A 24,799-nucleotide genomic window follows, 5' to 3' on the forward strand; every position below is an offset into this window, starting at 1 on the left:
TCAGCCGAACGCCGCGTCCAGGATGTCCAGGCCCCGGATCAACTCCTCGTCGGGGATGACGAGCGGGGGCAGGAAACGCAGCACGTTGCCGTACGTGCCGCAGGTGAGGGTGAGCAGGCCGGCGGCGTGGCAGGCCGCCGAGATCGCCGCCGTGGCGGCCGGGTCCGGGGTCAGGCTGCCCGGCTGCACGATCTCCACGGCGAGCATCGCGCCGCGCCCGCGTACCTCGGCGACGCGCGGGTCGCGGGCGGCGATCGCCCGCAGCCGGTCGACCATGGTCGCGCCGATCCGCCGGGCGGCGGCGGCCAGGTCCAGCTCGTGCATGGTCTCGATAGCCGCCAGCGCGGCGGCACAGGCGATCGGGTTGCCGCCGTACGTGCCGCCGAGACCGCCGACGTGCACCGCGTCCATCAGCTCCGCCCGCCCGGTCACGGCGGCCAGCGGCAGACCGCCGGCGATGCCCTTGGCCAGGGTTACCAGGTCCGGCTCGACGCCCTCGTGCTGGCAGGCGAACCAGTCCCCGGTCCGGCAGAACCCGGTCTGGATCTCGTCGGCCACGAAGACCACCCCGGTGGCTGTCGCCCACTCGCGCAGCGCCGGCAGGAACCCCTCCGCGGGTACGACGAAGCCGCCCTCGCCCTGGATCGGCTCGATCAGCAGGGCGGCCACGTTCTCCGCGCCGACCTGCTTCTCCACCAGCTCGATCGCCCGGGCCGCGGCGGTCGCACCGTCGAGCCCACCGTCGCGCAGCGGGTACGACATCGGCACCCGGTAGATCTCCCCGGCGAACGGCCCGAACCGGTGCTTGTACGGCATGTTCTTCGCGGTCAGCGCCATGGTCAGGTTGGTCCGGCCGTGGTACGCGTGGTCGAAGACCACCACCGCCGGCCGCCCGGTGGCGTGCCGGGCGATCTTCACGGCGTTCTCCACCGCCTCGGCACCCGAGTTGAACAGCGCCGAGCGCTTTTCGAAGCCTCCCGGCGTCAGCGCGTTGAGCTGCTCGCACACCGCCACGTACGACTCGTAGGGGGCGACCATGAAGCAGGTGTGGGTGAAGCGCTCGACCTGCGCCTTGACCGCCTCGACCACCCGTGGGGCGGAGTTGCCGACGTTGGTGACCGCGATGCCGGCGGCGAAGTCGATCCACTCCCGACCGTCGACGTCGGTGATCGTGCCGCCGCCGGCCCGGTCCACGTACGCCGGGATGACGCTCCCGACCCCACGGGCGACCGCCGCGCCCCGCCGCTTGTGCAGTTCCTCGCTCGACGTCATGGCTCAGCCTTCGATGTTGTGCATGACGTGCTTGATCCGGGTGTAGTCCTCCAGGCTGTAGACCGAGAGGTCCTTGCCGTGCCCGGAGTGCTTGAAGCCGCCGTGCGGCATCTCAGAGATGAACGGGATGTGGGTGTTCACCCAGACGCAGCCGAAGTCGAGCCGACGGGTCATCCGCATCGCCCGGCCGTGGTCCTTGGTCCATACCGAGGCGGACAGGCCGTACTCGACGCCGTTGGCCCAGCGCACCGCCTCGTCCTCATCCGAGAAACGCTGCACCGTGATGACCGGGCCGAACACCTCGTCCTGGATGATCTCGTCGGCCTGCTGCACCCCGGACACCACCGTCGGGGCGTAGAAATAGCCGCGCTCGCCGACCTGCGAGCCGCCGGTCTCGACCTTCGCGTGGCCGGGCAACCGGTCCAGGAAGCCGCGTACCCGGGCGAGCTGGTTGGCGTTGTTCAGCGGGCCGTAGAGCACGTCCTCGTCGTCCGGCGCGCCGGTCTTCGTGTTGCGGGCCTGCTCGGCGAGGGCGGCGACGAAGTCGTCGTAGACGCCGGGACCGGCGAGCACCCGGGTCGCGGCGGTGCAGTCCTGGCCGGCGTTGAAGTAGCCGCCCACCGCGATCGCCTCGGCCGCCGCCGCGATGTCCGCGTCGTCGAAGAGCACCACCGGGGCCTTGCCGCCCAGCTCCAGGTGGGTCCGCTTGAGGTCCGGCGCCGCCGCGGCGGCGACCTCCATGCCGGCCCGGGTCGAGCCGGTGATCGACACTAGCTGCGGCGTCGGGTGGGCGACGAGGGCTCGGCCGGTGTCCCGGTTGCCGCAGATCACGTTGAACACGCCCGGCGGGAAGAACTCGGAAGCGATCTCGGCCAGCAGCAGCGTCGACACCGGGGTGGTGTCGGACGGCTTGAGCACCACGGTGTTGCCGGCGGCCAGCGCCGGGGCGATCTTCCAGACCGCCATCATCAGCGGGTAGTTCCACGGGGTGACCTGGGCGCAGACGCCGAGCGGCTCGCGCCGCACGTACGAGGTGTGGCCCGCCAGGTACTCGCCGGCCGAGCGGCCCTCCAGCAGGCGGGCGGCGCCGGCGAAGAAGCGGAACTCGTCGACGGCCGGGGGCAGCTCCTCGTCGGCGGTGAGCTGGCGCGGCTTGCCGGTGTTGCGTACCTCGGCGTCGACCAGGTCGGCGGCGCGGGCCTCGACCGCGTCGGCGAGCTTGAGCAGGGCCTTCTGCCGCTCGGCCGGGGTGGTGTCCCGCCACGTCTCGAACGCCGCGGCGGCGGCCTTCATCGCCGCGTCCACGTCCGCGGCTCCCGAGACCGGCGCCTGGGCGAAGACCTCCCCGGTGCACGGGTCGATCAGGTCGGCGTAGCCGCCGTCCACCGGGTCGACGTACTCGCCGTTGACGAAGTTGCGCAGCTGTTGCTGATCACTCATCAGAAGTCTCCGAGGGTGGCCGGGGAAGGTCAGCGGAGGTTATCGCAATCTGACTGCCATCTTGGCTACTGAATTCGCAACAGACAAGGGCTAAGGCAACTGTTTCCGCGTGAGGGTGGCGTCGTCTACGCTGCCGGTCGTGGAGCCGAGAGCCTTCTTCGTCGCCGGCCGCCCCGTTCACGGCGAGGGCGAGCTGACCGTCACCCACCCGTACGACGGCCGGACGGTCGGGCGTACCACCCTCGCCACGCCCGACCAGGTCGAGGCCGCCGTCGCGGCAGCCGCCGGCGTGGCCGCGGCGGCCGCGGCCCTGCCCGCGCACGCCCGCGCGGCGGCGCTGGACCACGTCTCCCGCCGGCTCGCCGAACGCGCCGACGAGGTCGCCACGCTGATCACCGCCGAGAACGGCAAGCCGGTCAAGTGGGCGAAGGCCGAGGTGGGTCGGGCGGTCTCGACGTTCCGGTGGGCGGCCGAGGAGGCCCGGCGTTTCTCCGGTGAACTGCAACGCCTGGACACCGACCCGGCGGCGACCGGGCGGATCGCGCTGGTCCGGCGGGTGCCGAAGGGGCCCGTGCTGGGCATCGCGCCGTTCAACTTCCCGCTGAACCTGGTCGCGCACAAGGTCGCCCCGGCCATCGCCGTCGGCGCGCCGATCGTCGTCAAGCCGGCCCCGGCCACCCCGCTGTCCGCGCTGCTGCTCGGCGAGATCCTCGCCGAGACCGAGCTGCCCGAGGGGATGTTCTCGGTGCTGCCGCTGCCCAACGAGCGCGCCGCCGAACTCGTCGCCGACCCCCGGCTGCCGGTGGTGTCGTTCACCGGCTCCGGGCCGGTCGGCGCGGCCATCCGCCGGGCCGTCCCCGACAAGCACGTGACCCTCGAACTCGGCGGCAACGCGGCGGCGGTGATCTGCGAGGACTGGAGCTCCGACGAGGACCTGACCTTCGCCGCGCACCGGATCGCCACCTTCTCCAACTATCAGGCCGGGCAGTCGTGCATCGCCGTGCAGCGGGTGTACGTGCACGAATGGCTCTACGACGGCTTCCTGCCCCGGCTGGTCGCGGCGGTGGAGGCGCTGCGGACCGGAGACCCGACCTCCGAACTGACCGACGTCGGCCCGCTGGTCTCCGTCGCGGCGGCCGAGCGGGTCGAGGCGTGGGTGGACGAGGCGGTCGCCGCCGGCGCCACCATCGAGGTCGGCGGCCGGCGGGAGGGCGCGACCTACCCGCCGACCGTGCTGACCGGGGTGCCTTCGTCGGCCAAGGTCAGTGCGGAAGAGGTGTTCGGGCCGGTGCTGGTGGTCGCCCGGGTCGAGAGCGACCAGGCCGCGTTCGCCGCCGTCAACGACTCGGCGTACGGGCTGCAGGCCGGCGTCTTCACGCACAACCTGCAGACCGCGTTCCTGGCGTCCCGGACGCTCGACGTCGGCGGGGTGATCGTGGGAGACGTGCCGTCGTACCGGGCCGACCAGATGCCGTACGGCGGGGTGAAGGGCTCCGGCGTCGGGCGGGAAGGGCTGCGCAGCGCGATGGAGGACTACACCGAGCCGCGCGTGATGGTCCTGACCGGGCTGGCGCTGTAGCTTCCCGGCCCGCCCGGTCACCAGGTGCCGTCGTCACGTACCCGGGCGGGGGCGCGGCCGAGCAGCAGGGTGGTCAGGGCGGCGTCGATGTCCGGGCCGAGGAACCACTCGCCGGCCTGGTCGAGCGCGAAGATCCGCCCTTGCTCGTCGACGGCGATGATGCTCTCCTGGCGCTCCGTCCCGAGTGGAAAGAGCCCTACACCCAGCACCTGGGCGAAATCGGCGAGCGTGTCGGCTGTATGGGCCACGTGGCGTGGACGGATGTTGAATCGGGAGATCCATACCTGTTCACCGGGGCCCTTGCGTCCGGTCACGAGACCTGGGAACGCGGTTAGGGTCCGCATTGCGGCTGGGAACACCTGGTGATGCTGCCTCTTGCCGGCCACGGCCGTCACGTCTCGCACTGATGCCGTGGCCAGCACCTCATCGCCGAAGTGCGGACGCCAACCGGCAAGCACCAGCGCGTTGGTGACCTCGCTGGGAAAGCGACCCGGATCGGCCATTCGTAAGGGCATCATCCGGCGTCAGCGTGAGTACTTCTGGGCTGCCCTTCCCTTCACCGCCGAGGAGGCGGCGCTGATCAAGGGCATCCGGCGGCGGACGTTCGTGATGTTCGAGGAGCAGCTGCAGCGGGCCGGTGACCCGGGCGCTGACCCGACCATCGCCACCACCGCCCCTTGAGCAGGGGGTAACTGCGCTGCGGGTGGCTCGGCGACCTGGTGGCCGCGACACCGGACCTGGGCACCGGGCACGCCGATCTGCTGCGCGAGCGGTGGGCCGAAGAGGCCCGTGCGGACCTCTGCCCGGCCCGAGACTGATCCGCTGGCTACCGTGAGGTGGTGACGCGTACGCGGAAGGCCGCTCTCTGGGCGACGGGGATCGTGCTGGGCCTGGTGATCGGGCTGCTCACCATCGGTGGCGCCGGAGGCATCGCCATGGGTATCGGGATCGGAGTGGCGTTCGGGATCGCGTTCACCGGCGTCGGCCGGAAGTCCGACCGGCCGTGACGGCCGGGGGAATCCCGTACCGGCCACCGGCCGACGTCGCGGAGGCGCTGCGCGTACAGGAGGAGTTGCGGTCGCGGGTGGATCTGGTCGGGCCGGGACCGACCGCGCCCACGACGGTGGCCGGCCTCGACGTCGCGTACGCGGAGGGCGGTGACCGGCTCGCGGCGGCCGTCACCGTGCTGGACGCCGGCACCCTGGCCGTGGTCGACGAGGCGGTCAGCGTGGGCCGGCCCGCCTTCGGGTACGTGCCGGGGCTGTTCGCCTTCCGCGAGCTGCCCGCGTTGCTGGAGGCCCTGGACCGGCTGACCGTCCGCCCCGACCTGCTGGTCTGCGACGGGCACGGGCTGGCACACCCGCGCCGGTTCGGGCTGGCCTGCCATCTCGGCCTGGTCACCGGGCTGCCCGCGATCGGCGTCGGCAAGACCCCGCTGGTCGGCGAGTGGGACGAGCCGGGCCCGGAGCGGGGGGCCTGGACGCCGCTGCGCGACGGCGGTGAGGTGGTCGGCCGGGTGCTGCGTACCCGGGACGGGGTGAAGCCGGTGTTCGTGAGCGTCGGCCATCGGATGAGCCTGAACAACGCCGTCGACCGGGTGCTCGCGTTGACGCCGCGCTACCGGCTGCCGGAGACCACCCGGGCGGCCGACCGGCTGTGCCGGCGGACACTGGCCGCCGCCCTCGCCTGACGGTCCGCCACCGCTCGCCAGGCGGCTGTCCGCAGGGCCCCGATCGTCCGTCGCCGGGCGTCCACCGGCGCGCTCACCGGCGGCTGTCGGCGGGCTGCCCTGACCAGCGGGCGTCGAGGGTGTCGGGGCCGGAGGAGGTGTCGCGGCGCACATGTGGAGCGCTCGATGGGCGGGTGCCGGCCAGGCCCGGTAGTACCCTGACCGGCGGACCCGGACGGGGTGGATGCGGTGAGGTGGAGATGTCGGTGGGGCGGCATGCGACGCGGCTGGCCATGGTCGGCGTGATGCTGGGCGGCCTGGTGGCCGTCGGTGCGTCTCCGGCGTTCGCCGAGGACGACCGGGTATCGGTGCGCGTCGGGGACAGCTTCAAGGTCGGCGGATCGCCCGGCACGGTGGCGGTCGAGGTGCGCAAGCGTACCGACGGCTGTGTGCTGCTGCGGACCACGTTGGGCCTGCGGCTCGACGGCCTCGCGGCCAACCAGGTCGAAGTGCACGTCAACTATGACGGGCGCTGGTGGCCGGTGCCCGTCTCCGGTGGCGGTGGCACGGTGCGCACATCGTCCACGTCCCCGGCCAAACCGAACCTGTGCGAGGGCAAGGAGATCACGGTCCGCTACCGGGTCGCCTTTCTGAACGGCGCGCCCGGCGGGCGGGTGATCGTCGTCGGCGAGGCGACCACCGCGGTCGGCCGGGAAATCGGCCGGGCAGCCGATGAGGCCCGCGTGGTGGGCGGGGCGAAGGCCGTGACGCCGTCCCCGACGCCGACCCGGAAGCCGTCCCCGACCCCCACCCCGAGCGCCGCGACGACGCCGGCGGGCGAGGCCGACCGCGGGACCGCCGTGGCGGCCGCGCTCGCCCCGACCGCCGGGGCCAGCGCCGCGGCGGCCGAGACATCCTCCGGAGGTTCCCCGATCATGTGGGTCGGTATCGCCCTGGTGCTCGTCGGCGCCGCCCTCATCGTGCTGCTGGTGCGCCGCAACCGGGCGGAGAAATCAGCCGAGGGGGGCATCGGCTACCCGCCGGTCCCGCTGCCGCGCAGCGCCGGCACCACGTACCGCTCCGGGGCCCCGGCGGGCCAGGTGTACGGGCAGCAGCCGGCCACCTCCACCGTCTACGGCGGGGCCGCGGCGCCCCGCCCGACCGGCAACGTGTACGGCGCTCCCGCCGGGGGAGACCGCCCGGGTGGCGAACCGCCGGCGCCTGCCGGCGGCGACGCCACCACGGTGCTGCCCCGCCCACCCCGCTGAGCCCGGGCCCGGCCGCCCGTCGGGGGTTACGGTGACGGTGTGTGGTGGCGACATGAGTGGTGTCGCCGCCACGGCGGCCGGTGGGCGTTCGAGGAGGTCGAGATGATCTCGCTCGGTGGCGCGGTGCCGGCACAGGTTCGCCGATAAGATCGCGTGCGCCGGACGGCACCGCCGACCGGTGAGACCGCATACGTGGAAGGAGCCGCGCCGTGGCCCTGGACCCGCAGTTGCTCGAGATCCTCGCCTGCCCGGACACGCACCACGCCCCGCTCGACTACGACCCGCAGGCGCAGACGCTGACCTGTACGGAGTGCGGCCGGATCTTCGAGGTCCGCGATGACGTGCCGGTCCTGCTGCTGGACGAGGCGCGCGGCGGGCCCGCGGGCGACGACGCGCGCGGCGGTTCGGGGTCGCAGCGGTGATGGAGGGTACGGCCGGGGTCAGCGGCCATCGGCACGCGGACGAGTCGCTGCTGGACAACCCGGATCTGCTCGCCGAGCAGGATCCCGGCGGCATGCTCCGGTTCACCGCCTCGGCCGGCGCCCAGGTACGCGAGTCGGCGGCGCTGGCGGCCGAGGCGAATCTGAGCGTGCTCGCCGACGAGGGGCGGCCGCGGGCAGTGGTCATCGCGGGCATCGGCACCGCCGGGCGGACCGGGGACGTGCTGGCCACGGTCGCCGGGCCGCGCTGCCCGGTGCCCGTCATCCCGCACCGCAGCGCCGGTGTCCCGGGCTGGGTGGGCGCGGCGGACGTGGTGATCGCGGTCAGCGCCTCCGGCCGCAGTCCCGAGGCGCTGGGTGCCGCCGAGGCCGCGCACCGGCGGGGGGCCCGGCTGGTCGCCGTCGGTGCACCGGACTCCCAGTTGCAGTCGGTGGCCGAGCGGGCCCGGGCGCCGTTCATCCCGGTGCCCCGGCGCGCCCCGGCGCGGGCCAGTCTCTGGGCGCTCACCGTTCCGGTCCTGCTCGCCGCCCGTACGCTCGGGCTGGTGAAGGTCAACGAGGCGGACCTGGCCGAGACGGCGGCCCGGCTGGACGCGGACGCCGACCGGTCCCGGCCTACCGCCGAGTCCTTCGTCAACCCGGCGAAGTCGCTGGCCCTGGGCCTGGCCGGGTCGATCCCGATCGTGTGGGGTTCGTCCCCGCTGGCCACGGTGGCTGCCCGCCGGTTCGGTGACACGCTCTCGGCCAACGCCCGCTACCCGGTGACCGCCGGGGCGCTGGGCGAGGCGGGCCGGGGCCGGGTCGGCCTGCTCGACGGCGTCTTCGGTGGGCTGGCCGAGGGGGAGCGGGACATCTTCGCCGACCCGGACGAGGTCGGCGGCGATGCCACCCGGCTGCGGTTGGTGCTGCTGCGCGACGGCGGCCTGAACGCCGAGGACGACACCGACGAGCCGCTGGCCGTGGAGGAACGCCGGGCCGATGCGGTGCAGACCCTCGCCGAGCGGCGCGGGGTGCGCTGCGACGTGGTCACCGCTGAGGGCGGGTCGGCGCTGGAGCGGCTCGCCTCGCTGATCGCGGTCCCGGACTTCGCCTCGGTCTACCTCGCCCTGGCCCACGGGCTGGACCCGATGGCCGTACCGGCCGTCACGGAGATGAAGGAGCTGGCAAACCCGTGAGCGAGCGAACCATCAGCGAGGCGGCGGCGTGAGCGCGAACGGGGGCACGAGGGCGATCGTCGCCGCCCTGCTGGCCAACATCGGCATCGCCGTCACCAAGTTCGTCGCGTTCCTGCTGACCGGCTCGTCGTCGATGCTGGCCGAGTCGATCCACTCGGTCGCCGACTCCGGCAACCAGGGGCTGCTGCTGCTCGGCGGCCGGCGGGCCCAGCGGGAGGCCACTCCGCAGCACCCGTTCGGCTACGGCCGGGAGCGCTACATCTACGCGTTCATCGTGTCGATCGTGCTGTTCAGCCTTGGTGGTCTGTTCGCGCTGTACGAGGCGTACCACAAGTGGTCGCACCCGGAGGCGATCACCAAGTGGCAGGCGGTGCCGGTGATCGTGCTGGTGGTCGCGATCGTGATGGAGGGCTTCTCCTTCCGTACGGCCATCAAGGAGTCCAACCAGATCCGGGGCAAGCAGTCGTGGGTGCACTTCATCCGCCGGGCCAAGGCCCCGGAGCTGCCGGTGGTGCTGCTGGAGGACTTCGGCGCGCTGGTCGGTCTGGTCTTCGCGCTCTTCGGCGTCGGCATGACGCTGGCCACCGGCAACGGCCGGTGGGACGCCCTCGGCACGGCGATGATCGGCGTGCTGCTGGTGGCCATCGCGATCATCCTGGCCGTCGAGACGAAGAGCCTGCTGCTGGGTGAGGGCGCCGAGCCGAAGGACCTGGCCGCGATCGAGCGGGCCGTCACCGCCGGCCCGGAGGTGGAGCGGATCATTCACATGAAGACCCTCTACCTGGGGCCGGAGGAGCTGATGGTGGCCGCGAAGATCGCCGTGCCGCCCTGCGAGACGGCCGAGGAACTGGCCCGGGGCATCAACGCCGTGGAGGCGCGGATCCGTTCCGCTGTGCCGATCGCCCGGGTCATCTATCTGGAGCCCGACATCTACAGTGCGGCGGCGGACCGGGCCGGCAGCGGTTCGGCCTCGCACACCGCGGTCCCGCAGCCCGACGAGGCCGGACCGGGTGAGGCGGCCGGGCCGGCTGGGAGTTGACCGTGGAGCTGTTGCAGGGCCGGATCCGGGACTACGCCTGGGGCTCGCGTACCGCGATCGCCGAGTTGCAGGGGCGACCGGCGCCGAGCGACGGGCCGGAGGCCGAGCTGTGGCTGGGTGCCCATCCGGGCGCCCCGGCCACGGTGGACCGGGACGGCAGCCCGGTCAGCCTCAGCGAGCTGCTGCTGGCCGAGCCGGCGCACTGGCTGGGCGAGCGGGTGGTCGGCCGGTTCGGCACCCGGCTGCCGTTTCTGCTGAAGGTGCTGGCCGCGGACGCCCCGCTCAGCCTCCAGGCCCATCCGGACGCCGAGCAGGCCCGGGCCGGCCACGCGGCCGACACCGACCGGGTCAACTACGTCGACCCGTACCACAAGCCGGAGCTGCTGGTGGCGCTCTCCGAGTTCGAGGCGCTCTGCGGGTTCCGGGACCCGGCCGAGTCGGCGGCGGCGCTCGCGGCGTTCGGCGTACCGGTGCTGGAGTCGGTGGTGACGGCGCTGCGCACCGGGCCGGCGGGGTTGCGGGAGGCCGTCCGCCTGCTGCTGAGCTGGCCGGAGGCGGAGCGGGCCGGGCTGGTGGCGGCCGTGCTGACGGCGGACGTCGCCGGGCCGGATGCGGTGCTGGCCCGGAGCCTGGCGGTCGACTACCCGGCCGACCCGGGGGTGCTGGTGGCGCTGCTGCTGCACCATGTCCGGCTGGTCCCGGGCGAGGCGATCTGGATGCCGGCCGGCAACCTGCACGCCTATCTGCGCGGCACCGGCGTGGAGATCATGGCGGCCAGCGACAACGTGCTGCGCGGCGGCCTCACCCCGAAGCGGGTGGACGTGGACGAGTTGCTGCGGGTGCTGCGGTTCGAGGTGCTCGACGAGCCGGTGGTCGCGCCGGTCGCGGTGGCGCCCGGGGTGGTGACCTGGCCGGTCCCGGTGGAGGATTTCGCGCTGCATCGGGTCGAGGTGACGGCCGGCGGCCCGGGGGCGCGGTTGACGCTGCCCGGCCCGCGGGTGGTGCTCTGTCGCGTCGGCAAGCTCGCGGTGGACGACGGGGTCGGCACGGTGGTGCTGGGGCCGGGCCAGGCGGCGGTGGGCACCGCGGCCGGCGGGCCGCTGGTGATCGGCGGCGAGGGTGAGGCGTTCGTCGCCACCTGTGGGCTGCGCTGATCGCAGGGCAGCCCACTTGGGGCGAGTCCGACTTTCCCGAAATAGCTTGACGCGACGGTCGCTCAGTGTGACTCTATGGGTACGCAGCGTTGTCGCGACGAAAGGTCCGGTGACGCGCGGGGAACCAAACCGGGGGGATGCACGGGGCGGCCGGACCGTGGGCGGAGAGTCCGTTCACGACCGACCGCCCCGTGCGCTGTCCGCCGAGCGGAACGGACGTCATCGGACAACCGGGCACGGGTGAAGAAGGCCACGCGCGTAAGGTAAAGCTGCGCAGCACTTCGTTCGACAGGAGCTTCCATGACCAGCACCCTCCCGGCGACCCCCAGCGGCGCGTCGTCCGAGGCCCGGCCGACCACCCTCGCCGAGGGCGACTACAAGGTGGCGGATCTGTCGCTCGCCGCGTTCGGGCGCAAGGAGATCCGGCTCGCCGAGCACGAGATGCCCGGTCTGATGGCGATCCGGCGGGAGTACGCCGACGCCCAGCCGCTCGCCGGCGCGCGAATCACCGGCTCGCTCCACATGACCATCCAGACCGCCGTCCTGATCGAGACCCTGGTGGCGCTCGGCGCGCAGGTCCGCTGGGCGTCCTGCAACATCTTCTCCACCCAGGACCACGCCGCCGCCGCGATCGTCGTCGGCCCGAACGGCACTCCCGAGGCCCCCGCCGGCGTCCCGGTCTACGCCTGGAAGGGCGAGAGCCTGGAGGAGTACTGGTGGTGCACCGAGCAGGTGCTCACCTGGCCGGACGGGCAGGGCCCCAACATGATCCTGGACGACGGCGGCGACGCCACCCTGCTCGTGCACAAGGGCGTCGAGTTCGAGAAGGCCGGCGTCGTGCCGCCGGTCGAGTCCGCCGACTCCGAGGAGTACGCGGTCATCCTCAAGCTGCTGCACCGCTCGCTCGCCGAGGACGGCCAGCGCTGGACCCGGATCGCCGGCGGCATCAAGGGCGTGACCGAGGAGACCACCACCGGCGTGCACCGGCTCTACGAGATGCACCGCAACGGCACCCTGCTCTTCCCGGCCATCAACGTCAACGACTCGGTGACCAAGAGCAAGTTCGACAACAAGTACGGCTGCCGGCATTCGCTCATCGACGGCATCAACCGGGCCACCGACGTGCTGATCGGCGGCAAGATGGCGGTCGTGCTCGGCTACGGCGACGTGGGCAAGGGCTGCGCCGAGTCGCTGCGCGGCCAGGGTGCCCGGGTCGTGGTGACCGAGGTTGACCCGATCTGCGCGCTCCAGGCGGCCATGGACGGCTACCAGGTCGCCACCCTGGACGACGTGGTCGAGCAGGCCGACATCTTCATCACCGCCACCGGCTGCTTCAACGTCATCACCAACGAGCACATGGCCCGGATGAAGCACCAGGCGATCGTCGGCAACATCGGCCACTTCGACAACGAGATCGACATGGCCGGCCTGGCGAAGCGCTCGGACGTGACCCGGGAGAACATCAAGCCGCAGGTCGACGTCTGGCGGTTCGAGGACGGCCACGCGATCATCGTGCTCTCCGAGGGCCGCCTGCTGAACCTGGGCAACGCCACTGGGCACCCGAGCTTCGTCATGTCGAACTCGTTCGCCAACCAGACCATCGCCCAGATCGAGCTCTTCACCAAGACCGCCGAATACCCGATCGGCGTGTACGTGCTTCCCAAGCACCTGGACGAGAAGGTCGCCCGGCTGCACCTGGCCGCGCTCGGCGCCAAGCTGACCACCCTCTCCAAGGAGCAGGCCGCCTACCTCGGCGTGCCGCAGGAGGGGCCGTTCAAGCCGGAGCACTACCGCTACTGAGCCGCACCCGAAGGGACCGGGGTCGACCGCCGCGCGGCCGTCCCGGTCCCTTTCTGGTACGCGGACAATTCCGCCGGCCCCGGCGCGCCGCGCCGGCTCCCGGTGGTCGGGTGGGGCCGGATGGCCCTGGTGACCCTCGCCACCGTCAGGGAAAGCTGGGCTGACCAGCGCTTGTCCGGTTGCCGTCGATCCGGGTGACGTTCGCCTGAACGACTTGACGGCGGCTCGGATCAGGAGGAAGGTATGGCTGCCCTAAGTTAACTGAGGCGTGCCTAACCAATCACGGAGTACCGATGTTCGCCACGTACCTGATCGGCCTGCGGGAGGGCCTGGAGGCGACCCTCGTGGTCAGCATCCTGGTCGCGTTCCTGGTCAAGTCGAACCGCCGCAACCGGCTGCCGCACGTGTGGCTCGGCGTCGGCGCGGCCGTGGCCCTGTCGGTGCTCTTCGGCTGGCTGATCGAGTACACCTCGACCGCGCTGCTGCGGACCTCGGAGTCGCGGGAACTCTTCGACGCGATCACCTCCGTCGCCGCCGTCGTCTTCGTCACCTGGATGATCTTCTGGATGCGCAAGGCCGCCCGGAGCATCGCCGGTGAGCTGCGCGGCAAGCTCACCGAGGCGCTCGCCGTCGGCGCCTTCGCGGTGATGGGCATGGCGTTCCTCGCGGTCATCCGGGAGGGCCTGGAGACCGCACTGATCTTCTACTCCGCCGCGAAGAGCACCGTCGGCGGTGCCGGCCGGGATGCCATGCTCGCGCTGGTCGGGGGCATCGTCACCGCCGTGCTGATCGGCTTCCTGCTCTACCGCAGCGCCCTCAAGCTCAACCTGAGCAAGTTCTTCACCTGGACCGGCGCGCTGCTGATCCTGGTCGCCGCCGGCATCTTCAAGTACGGCGTGCACGACTTCCAGGAAGCCGGCGTGCTGCCCGGCCTCAACAACCACGCCTTCGACATCTCCTCGGTGCTCGACCCGAGCACCTGGTACGCGACCCTGCTCAGCGGCATGTTCAACATCACCGCCGCCCCGAGCGTCCTCGAGATGGTCGCCTGGGTGGCGTACGCGGTGCCGGTGCTCGTCCTCTTCCTGCGCAAGCCGGCCAAGCCGGTCGCCAAGCCGGCCGAGGCGGCGAAGCCCGCCACCGAAGCGTCCGCCAGCCCCGTGCAGCCCGCCTGATCGCCCGTTTCCTGAGGAGACACAGCACCGATGCGTACCACTCGATTCGTCGTGCCCGCCGCCGCCGGGATGCTCGCCGTCGCCGGCCTGGCCGGCTGCAGTGGTGGCGGCGACAAGCCGGACGCGAAGTCCGGCGGGCCGATCGCGGTCAAGGCCACCGACAGCGCCTGTGAGGTGGGCACCACGGAGATCGAGGCCGGTCAGGTGACCTTCAAGGTGACCAACTCCGGGTCCAAGGTCAACGAGTTCTACGTGTACGCCACCGGTGACCGGGTGATGGGCGAGGTGGAGAACATCGCTCCCGGCCTGAGCCGCGAGCTCCGGGTCGAGCTGCCGGCCGGGACGTACGAGACCGCCTGCAAGCCGGGGATGAGCGGCCGGGGCATCCGGGGCGCGCTGAAGGTCAGCGGCACCGCCGCTTCCGTCGCCCCCGACGCCGCGCTGAGCGAGGCCACCGCCAGCTACCAGCGCTACGTCAACAGCCAGACCGCCGCGCTGCTGGCCAAGACCGAGGAGTTCGCGGCCGCGGTCAAGGCCAACGACGTGGCGAAGGCCAAGGCGCTGTACCCGGTCGCCCGGACCTACTTCGAGCGGATCGAGCCGGTCGCGGCGAGCTTCGGCGACCTCGACCCGAAGATCGACGGCCGGGAGGAGGTCGTCGAGGAGGGCATGGCGTGGACCGGCTACCACCGGCTCGAGAAGGACCTCTGGACCGGCGGCGACATCAGCAAGGACGGGCCGATCGCCGACCAGCTGGTCGCCGACGTCAAGGCCCTGGTGGCGAAGGCCAACGCCGAGAAACTCACCCCGCTCCAGCTCGCCAACGGCGCCAAGGCGCTGCTCGACGAGGTGGCCAGTGGCAAGATCACCGGCGAGGAGGAGCGGTACTCGCACACCGACCTCTGGGACTTCAACGCCAACCTCGAGGGCTCCAAGGCGGCGATCGCCGCGCTGCGCCCGGCGCTGGAGCAGCGCTCGCCCGAGCTGGTCAAGCAGCTCGACAGCGAGTTCGCCAACGTGGAGTCGACCCTCGGCAAGCACCGAGCCGGTGACGGCTGGAAGCTCCACACCCAGCTCAGCAAGGCCGAGCTGAAGGAGCTCTCCGACAGCATCAACGCGCTGGCCGAGCCGGTCAGCAAGGTGGCCGCAGTCGTCGCCCGATGACGACCGGGTCCGGAGGTGACGCCATGAGCGAGCGAATCATCGGGCGCAGTGCGGGTCGGCCTCATGGCGACGCCGACCGGCGGGAGGCGACGGCATGAGTGAGCAGAGCACCGGGACCACACTGTCCCGGCGGCGGGCCATCACCCTGGCGGGGGTCGGCGTGGCCGGCGTGGCCGGCGTGGCGGGCGGAGCGGGTGCGCTGCTCGGCGGTGGCGACCACGCGGCGGCCACCGACAAGGCCGCCGGGGCGGTGCCGTTCCACGGCGAGCACCAGGCCGGCATCACCACCCCGGCCCAGGACCGGCTGCACTTCGTCGCGTTCGACGTGATCACCAAGGACCGGGCGAAGCTCGTCGCGCTCCTGCAGGAGTGGACCGCCGCCGCGGCCCGGATGACCGCGGGCAAGGACGCCGGCCTGGTCGGTGCGGTCGGCGGCGTCCCGGAGGCTCCGCCGGACGACACCGGCGAGGCGCTCGGCCTGCCCCCGTCGCAGCTCACCCTCACCCTGGGCTTCGGCCCGGCGCTGTTCCGCGACGCCCAGGGCAAGGACCGGTTCGGCATCGCCGACAAGCGTCCGGCCGCCCTCGCCGACCTGCCGCACTTCGCCGGGGACGCGCTGCGGCCGGAGATCTCCGGCGGGGACATCTGCGTCCAGGCCTGCGCCAGCGACCCGCAGGTGGCGGTGCACGCCATCCGCAACCTGGCCCGGATCGGCATGGGTGTGGTCAGCGTCCGCTGGTCCCAGCTCGGCTTCGGGCGTACCTCGTCGACCTCGCGGGAGCAGGCCACCCCGCGCAACCTGTTCGGTTTCAAGGACGGCACCGCCAACCTGAAGGCCGAGGACGCCACCCTGCTCCGGGAGCAGCTCTGGGCGCAGCCCGGCGACGGGCCGGACTGGATGACCGGCGGGTCGTACCTGGTCACCCGCAAGATCCGGATGTTGATCGAGACGTGGGACCGCAGCTCGCTGGCCGAGCAGGAGCAGATCGTCGGCCGGACCAAGGGCAGCGGCGCCCCGCTGGGGCGGGCCGGCGAGTTCGACGCGCCGGACTTCGCCGCCAAGGGCGACGACGGGCAGCCGGTGATCGCCGAGACCGCGCACGTCCGGCTCGCCCACCCCTCGCTGAACAACGGGGCGCATCTGCTGCGTCGCGGCTACAACTTCGTGGACGGCTCGGACGGTTTGGGCCGGCTCGACGCCGGGCTCTTCTTCATGGCGTACCAGCGGGACCCGCGCCGGCAGTTCGTGCCGATCCAGACCCGGCTCGCCCGGAACGACGCGATGAACGAGTACCTGCGACACGTCTCCAGCGGGCTCTTCGCCTGCCCGCCGGGCGTCCGCGACGCCGCCGACTGGTGGGGTCGCGCCCTCTTCTCCTGATCGCCGCACCCGGGCCCGGCGCGGCCTGGCCCTACCGGTCGATCGCGGGCGCCTCAGCCCACCCGTCCGGAAGCGGGTCGGGTCGGGTCACCCGTCAGCGATCAACGAGGTCCGTTCGGGCCGGCCGGGGCCAGGTGGGTGAGGGCTCCGCCTCGACCGGGGTGGGCTGTCCGCGTACCGGATCGGGTTGGGTGGGGACGGCGCGTGCCGGCGCGGCGGGCCGTAGTGGGGCCGCGGCCGGCGCTGCGGTCGGCGGGCTTGCGGGCGGTGCCGTGGCTGCGGTCGGCGGGGCCAGCTCCGGCCAGAGGGCGGCGGTGACCATTCGGGTACGCCCCAGCCGGTAGGCGGCGCGCCGGCCACGCTCGGCCAGCACGGCGGCCAGGTACGCCGGCTCGGGCGCGGCCCACGGCGGAGGCGGCGAGGTGACCGCGGCGACCTCGGCCCAGAGCTGCCGGCCCAGCCGGCTGCGGTCCGGCTCGGCGAGCTGGTGCACCCGGCCGAGATACTGCCGCACGGCCAGGGCCAACCCGTCGTCCACCCGGGTCAGGTCGAGGCTCCGCGCCCAGCCGAGCAGCGGCGGCACGGCCGGCGGAGCCGGGCGCCAGCTGCCCGCGCCCCGGGTGTGCACCACCAGCGTGCCGGCCACCAGGTCGCCCAGCCGTCGCCCGCGCGGGTCGGTCAGCATCACCGTCACGCTCGCCACCCAGCTCAGCAGCGGCAGCACCAGGCCCGGCCACTCCACCGCGACGCCGACCAAGGCCCGGGTCAGCGACTGGCCGATCCCCACCGGGCCGCCGTCGGCGCGGACCACCCGCAGCCCCACGGCCAGCTTGCCGAGCGTCCGGCCCCCGACGAAGCGTTCCATCAGCACCGGGTAGCCGACCAGCACGACGACCACCAGCACCGTCTGCAACGCGCCGGACAGCGCGGCGTCCACGATGTCCCACGGCAGGCTGAACAGCACCACCGACAGCCCGACGGCCAGCAGCAGCGCCACCGCCAGCTGGGCCAGCAGGTCGATCAGCAGGGCCAGCACCCGGGAGCCCAGCCGGGCCGCCCGGACGTCCAGCTCCACCGCCTCGCCGCTGACCAGACCGGCGTCGGTCGAGCGCGCCGGGGAGGGAGGTTGCGCTCTCACCCGGACAGTGAACACTATGAGCGCCAGACGGGGGAGGCAGCGTGGATGTCGACGCGTACGTGGCGGCGCACGGCGCCGAGTGGCGGCGGCTGGAGCAGTTGACCGGGCGGCGCCGGCTCGACGCGGCCGAGGTCGACGAGCTGGTCGTGCTCTACCAGCGGGCCGCCACCCACCTGTCCGCGCTGCGCAGCCGCGCACCCGATCCGGTGCTGGTCAACCGCCTCTCCCAGCTGGTGCTGGCGGCCCGGGCGCGGATCACCGGCCGGCCCCGGCCGTCCTGGGCGGCGGTCCGCCGCTTCCTCCTCGCCGACCTGCCGGCCGCCCTCTACCGGGCCTGGCCCTGGTGGTGCGGGGTGGCGACCGGGTTCAGCGCGCTCAGCTTCTTCCTCATCTGGTTCGTCGCCGGCCACCCGGACACCGCCGCCGCGTTCATCGGCGAGGAGGCCGCCGGGCAGCTGGTCGACTCGGGCTTCGCCGGCTACTACACCGAGTTCGCCGCGCCGACCTTCGCGTTCCATCTGTGGACACACAACGCCTGGCTCGCCGCGCAGTGCCTCGCCGCCGGGGTACTGGTGGTGCCGGTGTTCTATCTGCTGTGGCAGAACGCGCTGAACATCGGCGTGGTCGGCGGCGTGATGATCTCGTACGGCCGGGGCGACGTCTTCTTCGGGCTGATCACCCCGCACGGGCTGCTCGAACTGACCGGGATCTTCGTGGCGGCCGGGGTCGGGCTGCGTACCGGCTGGGCGTGGATCGCGCCGCCCGCGCACCTGAGCCGCGGCCGGGCGGTCGCCGAGGCCGGCCGCTCAGCGATCGTGGTGGCCGCCGGGCTGGTCGGGCTCTTCGCGGTCTCCGCGCTGCTGGAGGCGTTCGTGACCCCGGCGCCGCTGCCGGTCGCCGTCCGGGTGGCCGTCGGCGCCACCGTCTGGCTGGCCTTCCTGGCGTACGCCCTGCTGCTCGGCCGCCACGCCGCCACTCGCCGGGCATCCCGCGTCCCCGGCGGCGCTGCCCCGGTGGCCCGGCTTTCCGAGCATGAGTGGCCATCCGGCGCGGAACAGCCGCGCTTTCCGTGAAGCTGGCCGGGCCTTGAGCGGACGGTCAGAGTTGGCCGAGGGATTTGAGGCGGAGGTAGGTGTCGGCGACCGTCGGGGCGAGCCGGTCGGCGGGAGCGTCCACGACGGTCACCCCGTGCCGGCCCAGGGCGGCCCGTACCCGGTCCCGTTCGGCCAGCGCCCGCCAGGCCGCCGCCGCCGCGTACGCGTCGTCCGGGCCGGTCGGCGGGGCGACGGTGAGCCCGGTCAGCACCGGGTCGTGGGTCGCCGCGATCACCACCCGGTGCCGGGCGGCCAGCCGGGGCAGCACCGGCAGCAGCCCTTCGCCGAGCGCGCCCGCCTCCAGCGCGGTGAAGAGCACCACCAGGCTGCGTTGCCGCTCCCGGCGCAGCACCTCACCAGCGATCAGTTCGAAGTCGGTTTCCACCAGCGCCGGCTGGAGCGGGGCGACCGCGTCCACCAGGCGGGCGAGCAGCGCGGGCCGGCCGCTGCCGGTGACCGTGGCGCGGACGGAGGCGTCGGCGGCGAGCAGGTCGACCCGGTCACCGGCCCGGGCGGCCAGCGCGGTGAGCAGCAGCGCCGCGTCGATCGCCGTGTCCAGCCGGGGCTCGTCGCCGATGCGTACCGCCGAGGTGCGGCCGGTGTCCAGGACGCAGACCAGCCGACGGTCCCGCTCCGGCCGCCAGGTACGCACCAGCACGTCGGAGCGGCGCGCGCTGGCCCGCCAGTCGATCGAGCGCACGTCGTCGCCGACGACGTATTCGCGCAGGGTGTCGAACTCGGTGCCGTGGCCGCGTCCCCGGGTCACCTGGACGCCGTCGATGACCCGCAGCTTCGCCAGTTTCTCGGGCAGGTGCCGCCGGGAGTCGAAGCGGGGCAGCACGCGTAGCGTCCACGGTGGCGTGGCCGGGTGGCCGGCGCGCTGCCGGAACGCCAGCCGCAGCGGCCCGAGCGAGCGTACGGCCAGCGCCGCGGCGGGCCGGTCGCCACGCCGGGCCGGGGCGAGGCGGACGGGCAGCGCGATCGTCCCGCCCGGCTCGACGGTCAACACCCGTCCCGGCGGTACGTCCGGCCGGGCCCCCGCCGACGGCAGCCAGGCATCGCGCACCTGGGCACGCAGCGTACGGTCGGCGGTGTTGGCCAGGTGCAGGGTGACCGTGGCGGTGCCGCCCAGCCGGATCGCCCGGTCCCCGGTGCGGGTGGCGGTGAGCGCGTGCAGCGGTGCCGCGAGGGCCCAGTCGATTGCGACGAGCAGCAGCACGGCACCGGTCATCACCGCGACGCCGAGGAACGGTGCCGGCCAGGCCGGCAGGGTCGCCGCGCCGATGGCGAGCAGCAGCCCCGCTCGCCAGGTCATCGTGGGGTCGGCACGGTGGCCAGCACCGTGTCCAGCACCGCGTCGACAGTCACGCCCTCCAGCTCCACCTCGGGACGCAGCCGGAGCCGGTGCCGCAGGGTCGGCCGGGCCACCGCCTTCACGTCGTCCGGGGTGACGTGGTCGCGTCCGGCCAGCCAGGACCACGCCTTGGCGGTGTTGAGCAGCGCGGTGGCGCCCCGGGGCGAGGCGCCCAGCTCCAGCGCCGGGGTGGCCCGGGTGGCCCGGCACAGGTCCACGAGGTATCCGAAGAGCGGCTCGGCCACGTGCACGCGACCGACCGCCTCCCGGGCGGCGGCCAGGTCGGCCGCGGTGGCCACCGGGCGTACGCCGGCCGCAGCCAGGTCGCGCGGGTCGAAGCCGGCGTGGTGCGCGCGGAGCACGCCCAGTTCCTCGTCGCGGCTGGGCAGCGGCACGGTCAGCTTGAGCAGGAACCGGTCGAGCTGCGCCTCGGGCAGCGGGTAGGTGCCCTCGTACTCGACAGGGTTCTGGGTGGCGGCGACGATGAACGGGTCGGGCAGGGCCCGCCGCTCGCCCTCGACGGAGACCTGCCGTTCCTCCATCACCTCCAGCAGTGCCGACTGGGTCTTCGGCGGCGTCCGGTTGATCTCGTCGGCGAGGAGCAGGTTGGTGAAGACCGGGCCTTCCCGGAAGGTGAACGCGGCGGTGTGCGGGTCGAAGATCAGCGACCCGGTGACGTCGCCGGGCATCAGGTCCGGGGTGAACTGCACCCGCTTGGAGTCCAGGTCGAGGGCGGTGGCCACGGTCCGGATCAGCAGGGTCTTGGCCACCCCGGGTACGCCCTCCAGCAGCACGTGCCCCCGGCAGAGCAGCGCGATCACCAGCCCGGTGACCACCGCGTCCTGGCCGACGACGGCCTTGGCCACCTCGGCCCGCAGCCGGTGCAGGGCGGCCCGGGCGTCGGGCTGCGGGGCGGCCGGTGCGGCGGCGATGACGGGTCCGGTCACCGGGGGTCTCCTTCGGTCGGGTGGGCGACGGTACGGGTCAGGGTGTCCAGGTCGCGGGCCAGGTCCAGCAGTTCCTGGTCGGTGGTCGGCTCGGCGCCGTGCAGCAGCTCCGCCACCCGTTCCGGATCGGCCCCGGCATACGCGGCGACCCGGGCGGCCACCTCGGCCGAGGGCGTGTCGGGCGGCAGGTTGAGCCGGGGCAGCAGCCGGTCCAGCGCGGCGGCGCGCAGGGTCTCGGCGGCCGGGCCCCGGGCACCGGCCCGGCGGTAGAGCCGGGCCCGGCCGAGCACCGTCTCGGCGGAGTGGACGGCCACCGGCAGTGGCTCGGGCACGGGCGGGCCGAGCCGTCGGGCGCGCCAGAGCACCACCAGCAACCCGGCCAGCGAGAGCTGCACCAGCAGTGCCCAGAACCAGGCCGGGAAGGCGTCCCAGAGCGGGTTCTGCCGCGCCGGTGGGCGGTCCGCGCGGTCGTCGTCGAAGTCCCTGCGGGCGCCGTTGCCGTCGCCGTTCCCGGCGGTGGGGCTCGGCGACCAGCCCGGTCCGCTCGGCGCGGGCGCCGGGGCCGGCAGGTCGAGCCAGACCAGCGGTCGGGGGCCGCCGAGCAGGCCGGTGGCGAGAACCCGGTTGCCCCACTCGTCGATGCGGTCGTTGCGGAACGGGTCGCTGGCCCCGATCACCACCACCTCGGTACGCCACGGCACCCGGACCAGCCCGCCGGAGTAGCAGCGGTCGACCGGCGCGGCGCCGCGGGCGGCGTACCGCTGGCGGTCGGCGGCGGCCGTGCCGGCGCGGGCGGCCTCGGCCAGCCGGCAGGGGTGGCCGTCGGCGTCCGGGGAGGTGGCCCGGGTGGCCCAGCGGCTGTCGGTGCGCCCCAGCGGCAGGTCCAGCTGTTCCAGCATCCGGCGGGGCGGGTCGACCAGCACCAGCCGGCTGCCGGTGGGCAGGTCGGCCAGGGCGGCGACGGTAGCCGGGTGCACCAGTTCCGGGGCCGGTACGAAGAGCGTGGCCGGGCCCAGCCCGGTGGCCAGCAGCGCCTGGCTGGGGTCGGTCTCCCGGCGTACGGTCACGCCCTGCTCGCGCAGCGCCTCGGCCAGCCGGCTGCCGCCGTCGTCGTCGGTGGTGACCGGGGAGAGGAAGCCCTGGTCGGTCGGGTCGGGCTGGTCGACGGCGTGGAACACCAGGGTGGCCACGATCAGCAGCACCGCCAGCCCGAGCGGGATCAGTAGCCGGTGTCGGGGTCGCGGCGGGGCGACCGGGTGGGTCGAGTCGAGGGTGGTGGTCACCGGGGCTCACCGTCCCGGGCCAGCTCGCGGTGCAGGTCGGTGGCGAGGTCGCGCATCCGGCGGTCGTGCTCGGGCGTGGCCGGGCGTTGCGCGTACCAGAGGTCGGAGAAGATCGCGCCAGCGACGTGCAGGGTGGGCCGCACCCCGGGCCGGACGTGGGCGGCAGCCGTGGTCAACTCGGTGACGGTCATCCCGGGGCGCGGCTCCACGACCCGCCGGTCGACCAGCGCGCGGACCATGTCGCGCAGCCGCTCCCGGACGGCTTCGGCGTAGCGGCCCTCGGCGGCGAGCCGGTCGGCGAGGCTGGCGAGACCGGGTGCCGCCGGCTCGGGCGCCCGGGGCGCGGGTACCGGGACGGCCGGGTCCGCCGGTCGGGCCGCCCGCCGCCGGCGCGGCAGCCGGAGTCGGGGCAGCCGCAATCTGGGTAGTCGCAGCCGCGGCCGGCGTAGCCGGGGGATCCGCAGCCGCGGCCGGCGCAGCCGCGGCCGGGGGAGCCGGCGTGGCACCCAGGCCGGGAAGAAGAACCAGGCCAGGGCGGCCAGCAGCGCGGCGAGCAGCAGGAGCAGGGCGGCCAGCGGCAGCGGTACGACGTCCCCGAGCGCGGCGACCGCCTCGGTCCACCACCGGCTCACCGCTGGACCGCCAGCAGGACGGGTTCCGGGGTGCCGGCCGGGGCGCGGGAGAGGCGGATGTCCAGGCCCTCGGTGCGCATCCGGGTCTCCAGGTGCAGGACCGCGTCGAGGCAGGCCAGTGCGGGGTACGCGAGCGCGTTGACGGCGACCCAGGCGGCCGTGGCGACCGGCAGCGCGTACGCGTCGAGGTCGAACAGGCCCAGCAGCCCGAGGCCGTGGTAAACGCCGAGGCCGATGCCGAGCCGGATCAGCCACCAGCCCAGGTAGCCGAGGAGCCGGATGCCGGCGGCCCGCCCGCCGGCGCGGAACGCGAGCGCGAGCGCCCGCCCCGGCGCCCGGTACGCGGGCAGCCGGTCCACCACCAGCGCCGGGACGACCGCGCCGAGCAGCCCGTACGCGACGAACCAGGCCGGCCCGGTCAGCCCCGCGAGGCCGACGGCGAGGCCGACCCCCGCGGCGGCGAGCAGGGTGGCGCCCCACCGGGCGCCGCCGGGGCGCAGCAGTTCCCGCGGCCCGGCCCGGCGGCCGAGCAGCGCGGCCCCGGCGCCTCGGGCGGCCGGGTTGCCGAGCAACGCGATGATCAGCGCCTCGGTCCCGGCGCCGAGCGCGAGCAGCAGCCAGAACCAGCCGAGCCGGTCGGGATCGAGCCAGTACGCCGGCGGGCGCGCGTCGGCCAGCACCCGCAGCGGGTGCAGCAGGGCCTGCTCGGCGAGGGCCAGCAGGACGGCGAGCGGGACCAGCAGCCGGGCCTGGCCACGCAGCAGCAGGACGGCCGAGTCCAGCAGTTCACCCACCGTCAGCGGGCGGCGCGGGAGCACCGCGGTCGGGCCGACGTCGGGCACGCGTACTCCTGGCGGACGGGCGACGGGTGGCGGGCGGCGACACGCCCGAGGGATCATGGTTGCACGGCAGGTCCGATTCCGGTGGACCCGTCCACCGCGGGCGCGCCACGCTGGGCATCCGCGCGGTCAGCGGTGGTGTCGGGCCGTTCCCGGCAGTACCGTGCCGTGATAACGCCGAACCCTCCTAACCGAACGGGGATGGAACGATAAACCCCATGAGAGCCCGGGTACTGGTGGTCGACGACGACCCCGCGCTCGCCGAGATGCTCGGCATCGTCCTGCGCAGCGAGGGTTTCGTGCCCTCCTTCGTCGCGGACGGGGAACGGGCATTGGCCGCATTCCGCGACAGCCGACCCGATATCGTCCTGCTCGACCTGATGCTGCCCGGTATGAGCGGTATCGACGTGGCCCGGGCGATCCGGGCCGAGTCGGGCGTGCCGATCGTCATGCTGACGGCCAAGAGCGACACCGTGGACGTGGTGCTCGGGCTGGAGTCCGGGGCCGACGACTACGTGGTCAAGCCGTTCAAGCCCAAGGAGCTGGTGGCCCGGATGCGGGCCCGGCTGCGCCGGGGCGAGGACGTCGCACCCGAGCTGCTCACCATCGGCCCGCCCGGCAACCAGATCACCATCGACGTGCCGGCGCACACGGTCACCCGGGACGGCGAGGAGGTGAAGCTGACGCCGCTGGAGTTCGACCTGCTGGTCGCGCTCGCCCGCAAACCGCGTCAGGTCTTCACCCGCGAGGTGCTGCTGGAGCAGGTCTGGGGCTACCGGCACGCCGCCGACACCCGTCTGGTCAACGTGCACGTCCAGCGGCTGCGGGCCAAGATCGAGCCGGATCCGGAGCGGCCGGAAATCATCCTCACAGTGCGGGGCGTGGGCTACAAGGCGGGTACCGGATAGCCTGGTCATCACTGTGGTGACCGCCCTGCCCCCCGACTCGCCGACCGT

At 73.7% G+C, this 24,799-nt stretch carries 24 protein-coding genes; 15 read left to right on the forward strand and 9 right to left on the reverse strand.

The features are described from left to right. Positions 1-1,272 carry a 4-aminobutyrate--2-oxoglutarate transaminase gene (gene gabT, locus ABZ783_RS12145; protein ID WP_357436558.1) on the reverse strand — a complete coding sequence of 424 codons (1,272 nt, stop codon included), beginning with the start codon at positions 1,270-1,272 and terminating at the stop codon, positions 1-3. Between the two features lie 3 nt (positions 1,273-1,275). Continuing rightward, positions 1,276-2,712, reverse strand: coding sequence for a gamma-aminobutyraldehyde dehydrogenase (locus ABZ783_RS12150; RefSeq protein WP_357436560.1), 1,437 nt, complete (start codon positions 2,710-2,712; stop codon positions 1,276-1,278). 139 nt (positions 2,713-2,851) lie between these two features. On the opposite strand from ABZ783_RS12150, the gene ABZ783_RS12155 reads away from it, so the two are divergent. Next, positions 2,852-4,291: an aldehyde dehydrogenase family protein gene (locus ABZ783_RS12155; RefSeq protein WP_357436561.1), complete on the forward strand. Its 1,440-nt coding sequence runs from the start codon at positions 2,852-2,854 to the stop codon at positions 4,289-4,291. Between the two features lie 17 nt (positions 4,292-4,308). Here the strand turns inward: ABZ783_RS12155 and ABZ783_RS12160 are convergent, their stop codons facing one another. Further along, entirely contained in the window at positions 4,309-4,809 is a 501-nt protein-coding gene (locus tag ABZ783_RS12160) for an SUKH-3 domain-containing protein (RefSeq protein ID WP_357436562.1), read from the reverse strand. Here ABZ783_RS12160 and ABZ783_RS12165 point away from each other — a divergent pair. The 12 genes from ABZ783_RS12165 to efeB all read left to right on the forward strand — a co-directional run bounded on the left by ABZ783_RS12165 (position 4,760) and on the right by efeB (position 16,556). Continuing rightward, positions 4,760-4,972, forward strand: a complete 213-nt coding sequence (locus ABZ783_RS12165; protein WP_357437180.1) for a hypothetical protein — start codon at positions 4,760-4,762, stop codon at positions 4,970-4,972. The genes ABZ783_RS12160 and ABZ783_RS12165 overlap by 50 nt on opposite strands. A gap of 158 nt (positions 4,973-5,130) precedes the next feature. After that, positions 5,131-5,298 carry a hypothetical protein gene (locus ABZ783_RS12170; protein WP_357436564.1) on the forward strand — a complete coding sequence of 56 codons (168 nt, stop codon included), beginning with the start codon at positions 5,131-5,133 and terminating at the stop codon, positions 5,296-5,298. Then, positions 5,295-5,981: a deoxyribonuclease V gene (gene nfi / locus ABZ783_RS12175; RefSeq protein WP_357436566.1), complete on the forward strand. Its 687-nt coding sequence runs from the start codon at positions 5,295-5,297 to the stop codon at positions 5,979-5,981. The genes ABZ783_RS12170 and nfi overlap by 4 nt, the downstream gene beginning before the upstream one ends. Before the next feature lie 239 nt (positions 5,982-6,220). Continuing rightward, positions 6,221-7,228 (forward strand): hypothetical protein, encoded by a 1,008-nt coding sequence (locus ABZ783_RS12180; RefSeq protein ID WP_357437156.1) that lies wholly within the window; start codon positions 6,221-6,223, stop codon positions 7,226-7,228. 209 nt (positions 7,229-7,437) lie between these two features. Next, complete coding sequence (locus ABZ783_RS12185) at positions 7,438-7,650, forward strand: Trm112 family protein (protein ID WP_073832817.1); 213 nt, start codon at positions 7,438-7,440, stop codon at positions 7,648-7,650. Then, a complete protein-coding gene (locus tag ABZ783_RS12190; RefSeq protein ID WP_357436567.1) occupies positions 7,647-8,843 on the forward strand; it encodes an SIS domain-containing protein in 1,197 nt (398 codons plus the stop codon). Before ABZ783_RS12185 ends, ABZ783_RS12190 begins: the two co-directional genes overlap by 4 nt. 28 nt (positions 8,844-8,871) lie before the next feature. Continuing rightward, the gene (locus ABZ783_RS12195) at positions 8,872-9,882 is read left to right on the forward strand and encodes a cation diffusion facilitator family transporter (RefSeq protein ID WP_357436569.1); all 1,011 of its coding nucleotides are present in this window, start codon (positions 8,872-8,874) and stop codon (positions 9,880-9,882) included. A gap of 2 nt (positions 9,883-9,884) precedes the next feature. Beyond that, a complete protein-coding gene (gene manA / locus ABZ783_RS12200) occupies positions 9,885-11,036 on the forward strand; it encodes a mannose-6-phosphate isomerase, class I (protein ID WP_357436570.1) in 1,152 nt (383 codons plus the stop codon). A 300-nt stretch (positions 11,037-11,336) separates the two neighbouring features. Further along, entirely contained in the window at positions 11,337-12,836 is a 1,500-nt protein-coding gene (gene ahcY, locus ABZ783_RS12205) for an adenosylhomocysteinase (protein ID WP_357436571.1), read from the forward strand. A 293-nt stretch (positions 12,837-13,129) separates the two neighbouring features. Then, the gene (gene efeU / locus ABZ783_RS12210; RefSeq protein WP_357436573.1) at positions 13,130-14,011 is read left to right on the forward strand and encodes an iron uptake transporter permease EfeU; all 882 of its coding nucleotides are present in this window, start codon (positions 13,130-13,132) and stop codon (positions 14,009-14,011) included. Positions 14,012-14,041: 30 nt separating this feature from the next. Beyond that, positions 14,042-15,175 (forward strand): iron uptake system protein EfeO, encoded by a 1,134-nt coding sequence (efeO, locus tag ABZ783_RS12215; protein ID WP_357436574.1) that lies wholly within the window; start codon positions 14,042-14,044, stop codon positions 15,173-15,175. Between the two features lie 94 nt (positions 15,176-15,269). Then, positions 15,270-16,556, forward strand: coding sequence for an iron uptake transporter deferrochelatase/peroxidase subunit (efeB, locus tag ABZ783_RS12220; protein ID WP_357436576.1), 1,287 nt, complete (start codon positions 15,270-15,272; stop codon positions 16,554-16,556). A gap of 94 nt (positions 16,557-16,650) precedes the next feature. Here efeB and ABZ783_RS12225 read toward each other — a convergent pair whose 3' ends face one another. Then, entirely contained in the window at positions 16,651-17,694 is a 1,044-nt protein-coding gene (locus ABZ783_RS12225; RefSeq protein ID WP_357436578.1) for an RDD family protein, read from the reverse strand. A 41-nt stretch (positions 17,695-17,735) separates the two neighbouring features. On the opposite strand from ABZ783_RS12225, the gene ABZ783_RS12230 reads away from it, so the two are divergent. Next, positions 17,736-18,767, forward strand: coding sequence for a stage II sporulation protein M (locus ABZ783_RS12230; protein ID WP_357436579.1), 1,032 nt, complete (start codon positions 17,736-17,738; stop codon positions 18,765-18,767). Between the two features lie 25 nt (positions 18,768-18,792). Here ABZ783_RS12230 and ABZ783_RS12235 read toward each other — a convergent pair whose 3' ends face one another. Genes ABZ783_RS12235 through ABZ783_RS12255 form a run of 5 tightly spaced genes read right to left on the reverse strand, consistent with a single transcriptional unit; the run spans position 18,793 to position 23,846 of the window. Further along, positions 18,793-20,103 (reverse strand): DUF58 domain-containing protein, encoded by a 1,311-nt coding sequence (locus tag ABZ783_RS12235; RefSeq protein WP_357436580.1) that lies wholly within the window; start codon positions 20,101-20,103, stop codon positions 18,793-18,795. Next, positions 20,100-21,089: a MoxR family ATPase gene (locus tag ABZ783_RS12240; protein ID WP_357436582.1), complete on the reverse strand. Its 990-nt coding sequence runs from the start codon at positions 21,087-21,089 to the stop codon at positions 20,100-20,102. The genes ABZ783_RS12235 and ABZ783_RS12240 overlap by 4 nt, the downstream gene beginning before the upstream one ends. Beyond that, positions 21,086-22,372, reverse strand: coding sequence for a DUF4350 domain-containing protein (locus tag ABZ783_RS12245; RefSeq protein WP_357436583.1), 1,287 nt, complete (start codon positions 22,370-22,372; stop codon positions 21,086-21,088). Before ABZ783_RS12245 ends, ABZ783_RS12240 begins: the two co-directional genes overlap by 4 nt. Then, entirely contained in the window at positions 22,369-23,004 is a 636-nt protein-coding gene (locus ABZ783_RS12250) for a DUF4129 domain-containing protein (protein ID WP_357436585.1), read from the reverse strand. Before ABZ783_RS12250 ends, ABZ783_RS12245 begins: the two co-directional genes overlap by 4 nt. Beyond that, positions 23,001-23,846, reverse strand: a complete 846-nt coding sequence (locus tag ABZ783_RS12255) for a hypothetical protein (RefSeq protein WP_357436587.1) — start codon at positions 23,844-23,846, stop codon at positions 23,001-23,003. The genes ABZ783_RS12250 and ABZ783_RS12255 overlap by 4 nt, the downstream gene beginning before the upstream one ends. A 215-nt stretch (positions 23,847-24,061) precedes the next feature. On the opposite strand from ABZ783_RS12255, the gene mtrA reads away from it, so the two are divergent. After that, complete coding sequence (mtrA, locus tag ABZ783_RS12260; protein ID WP_073832804.1) at positions 24,062-24,751, forward strand: MtrAB system response regulator MtrA; 690 nt, start codon at positions 24,062-24,064, stop codon at positions 24,749-24,751. Positions 24,752-24,799 lie beyond the last annotated feature (48 nt).

The sequence above is a fragment of the Micromonospora sp. NPDC047738 genome (assembly GCF_040642675.1).
In the GTDB taxonomy this organism is placed as follows: Bacteria; Actinomycetota; Actinomycetes; order Mycobacteriales; family Micromonosporaceae; genus Micromonospora.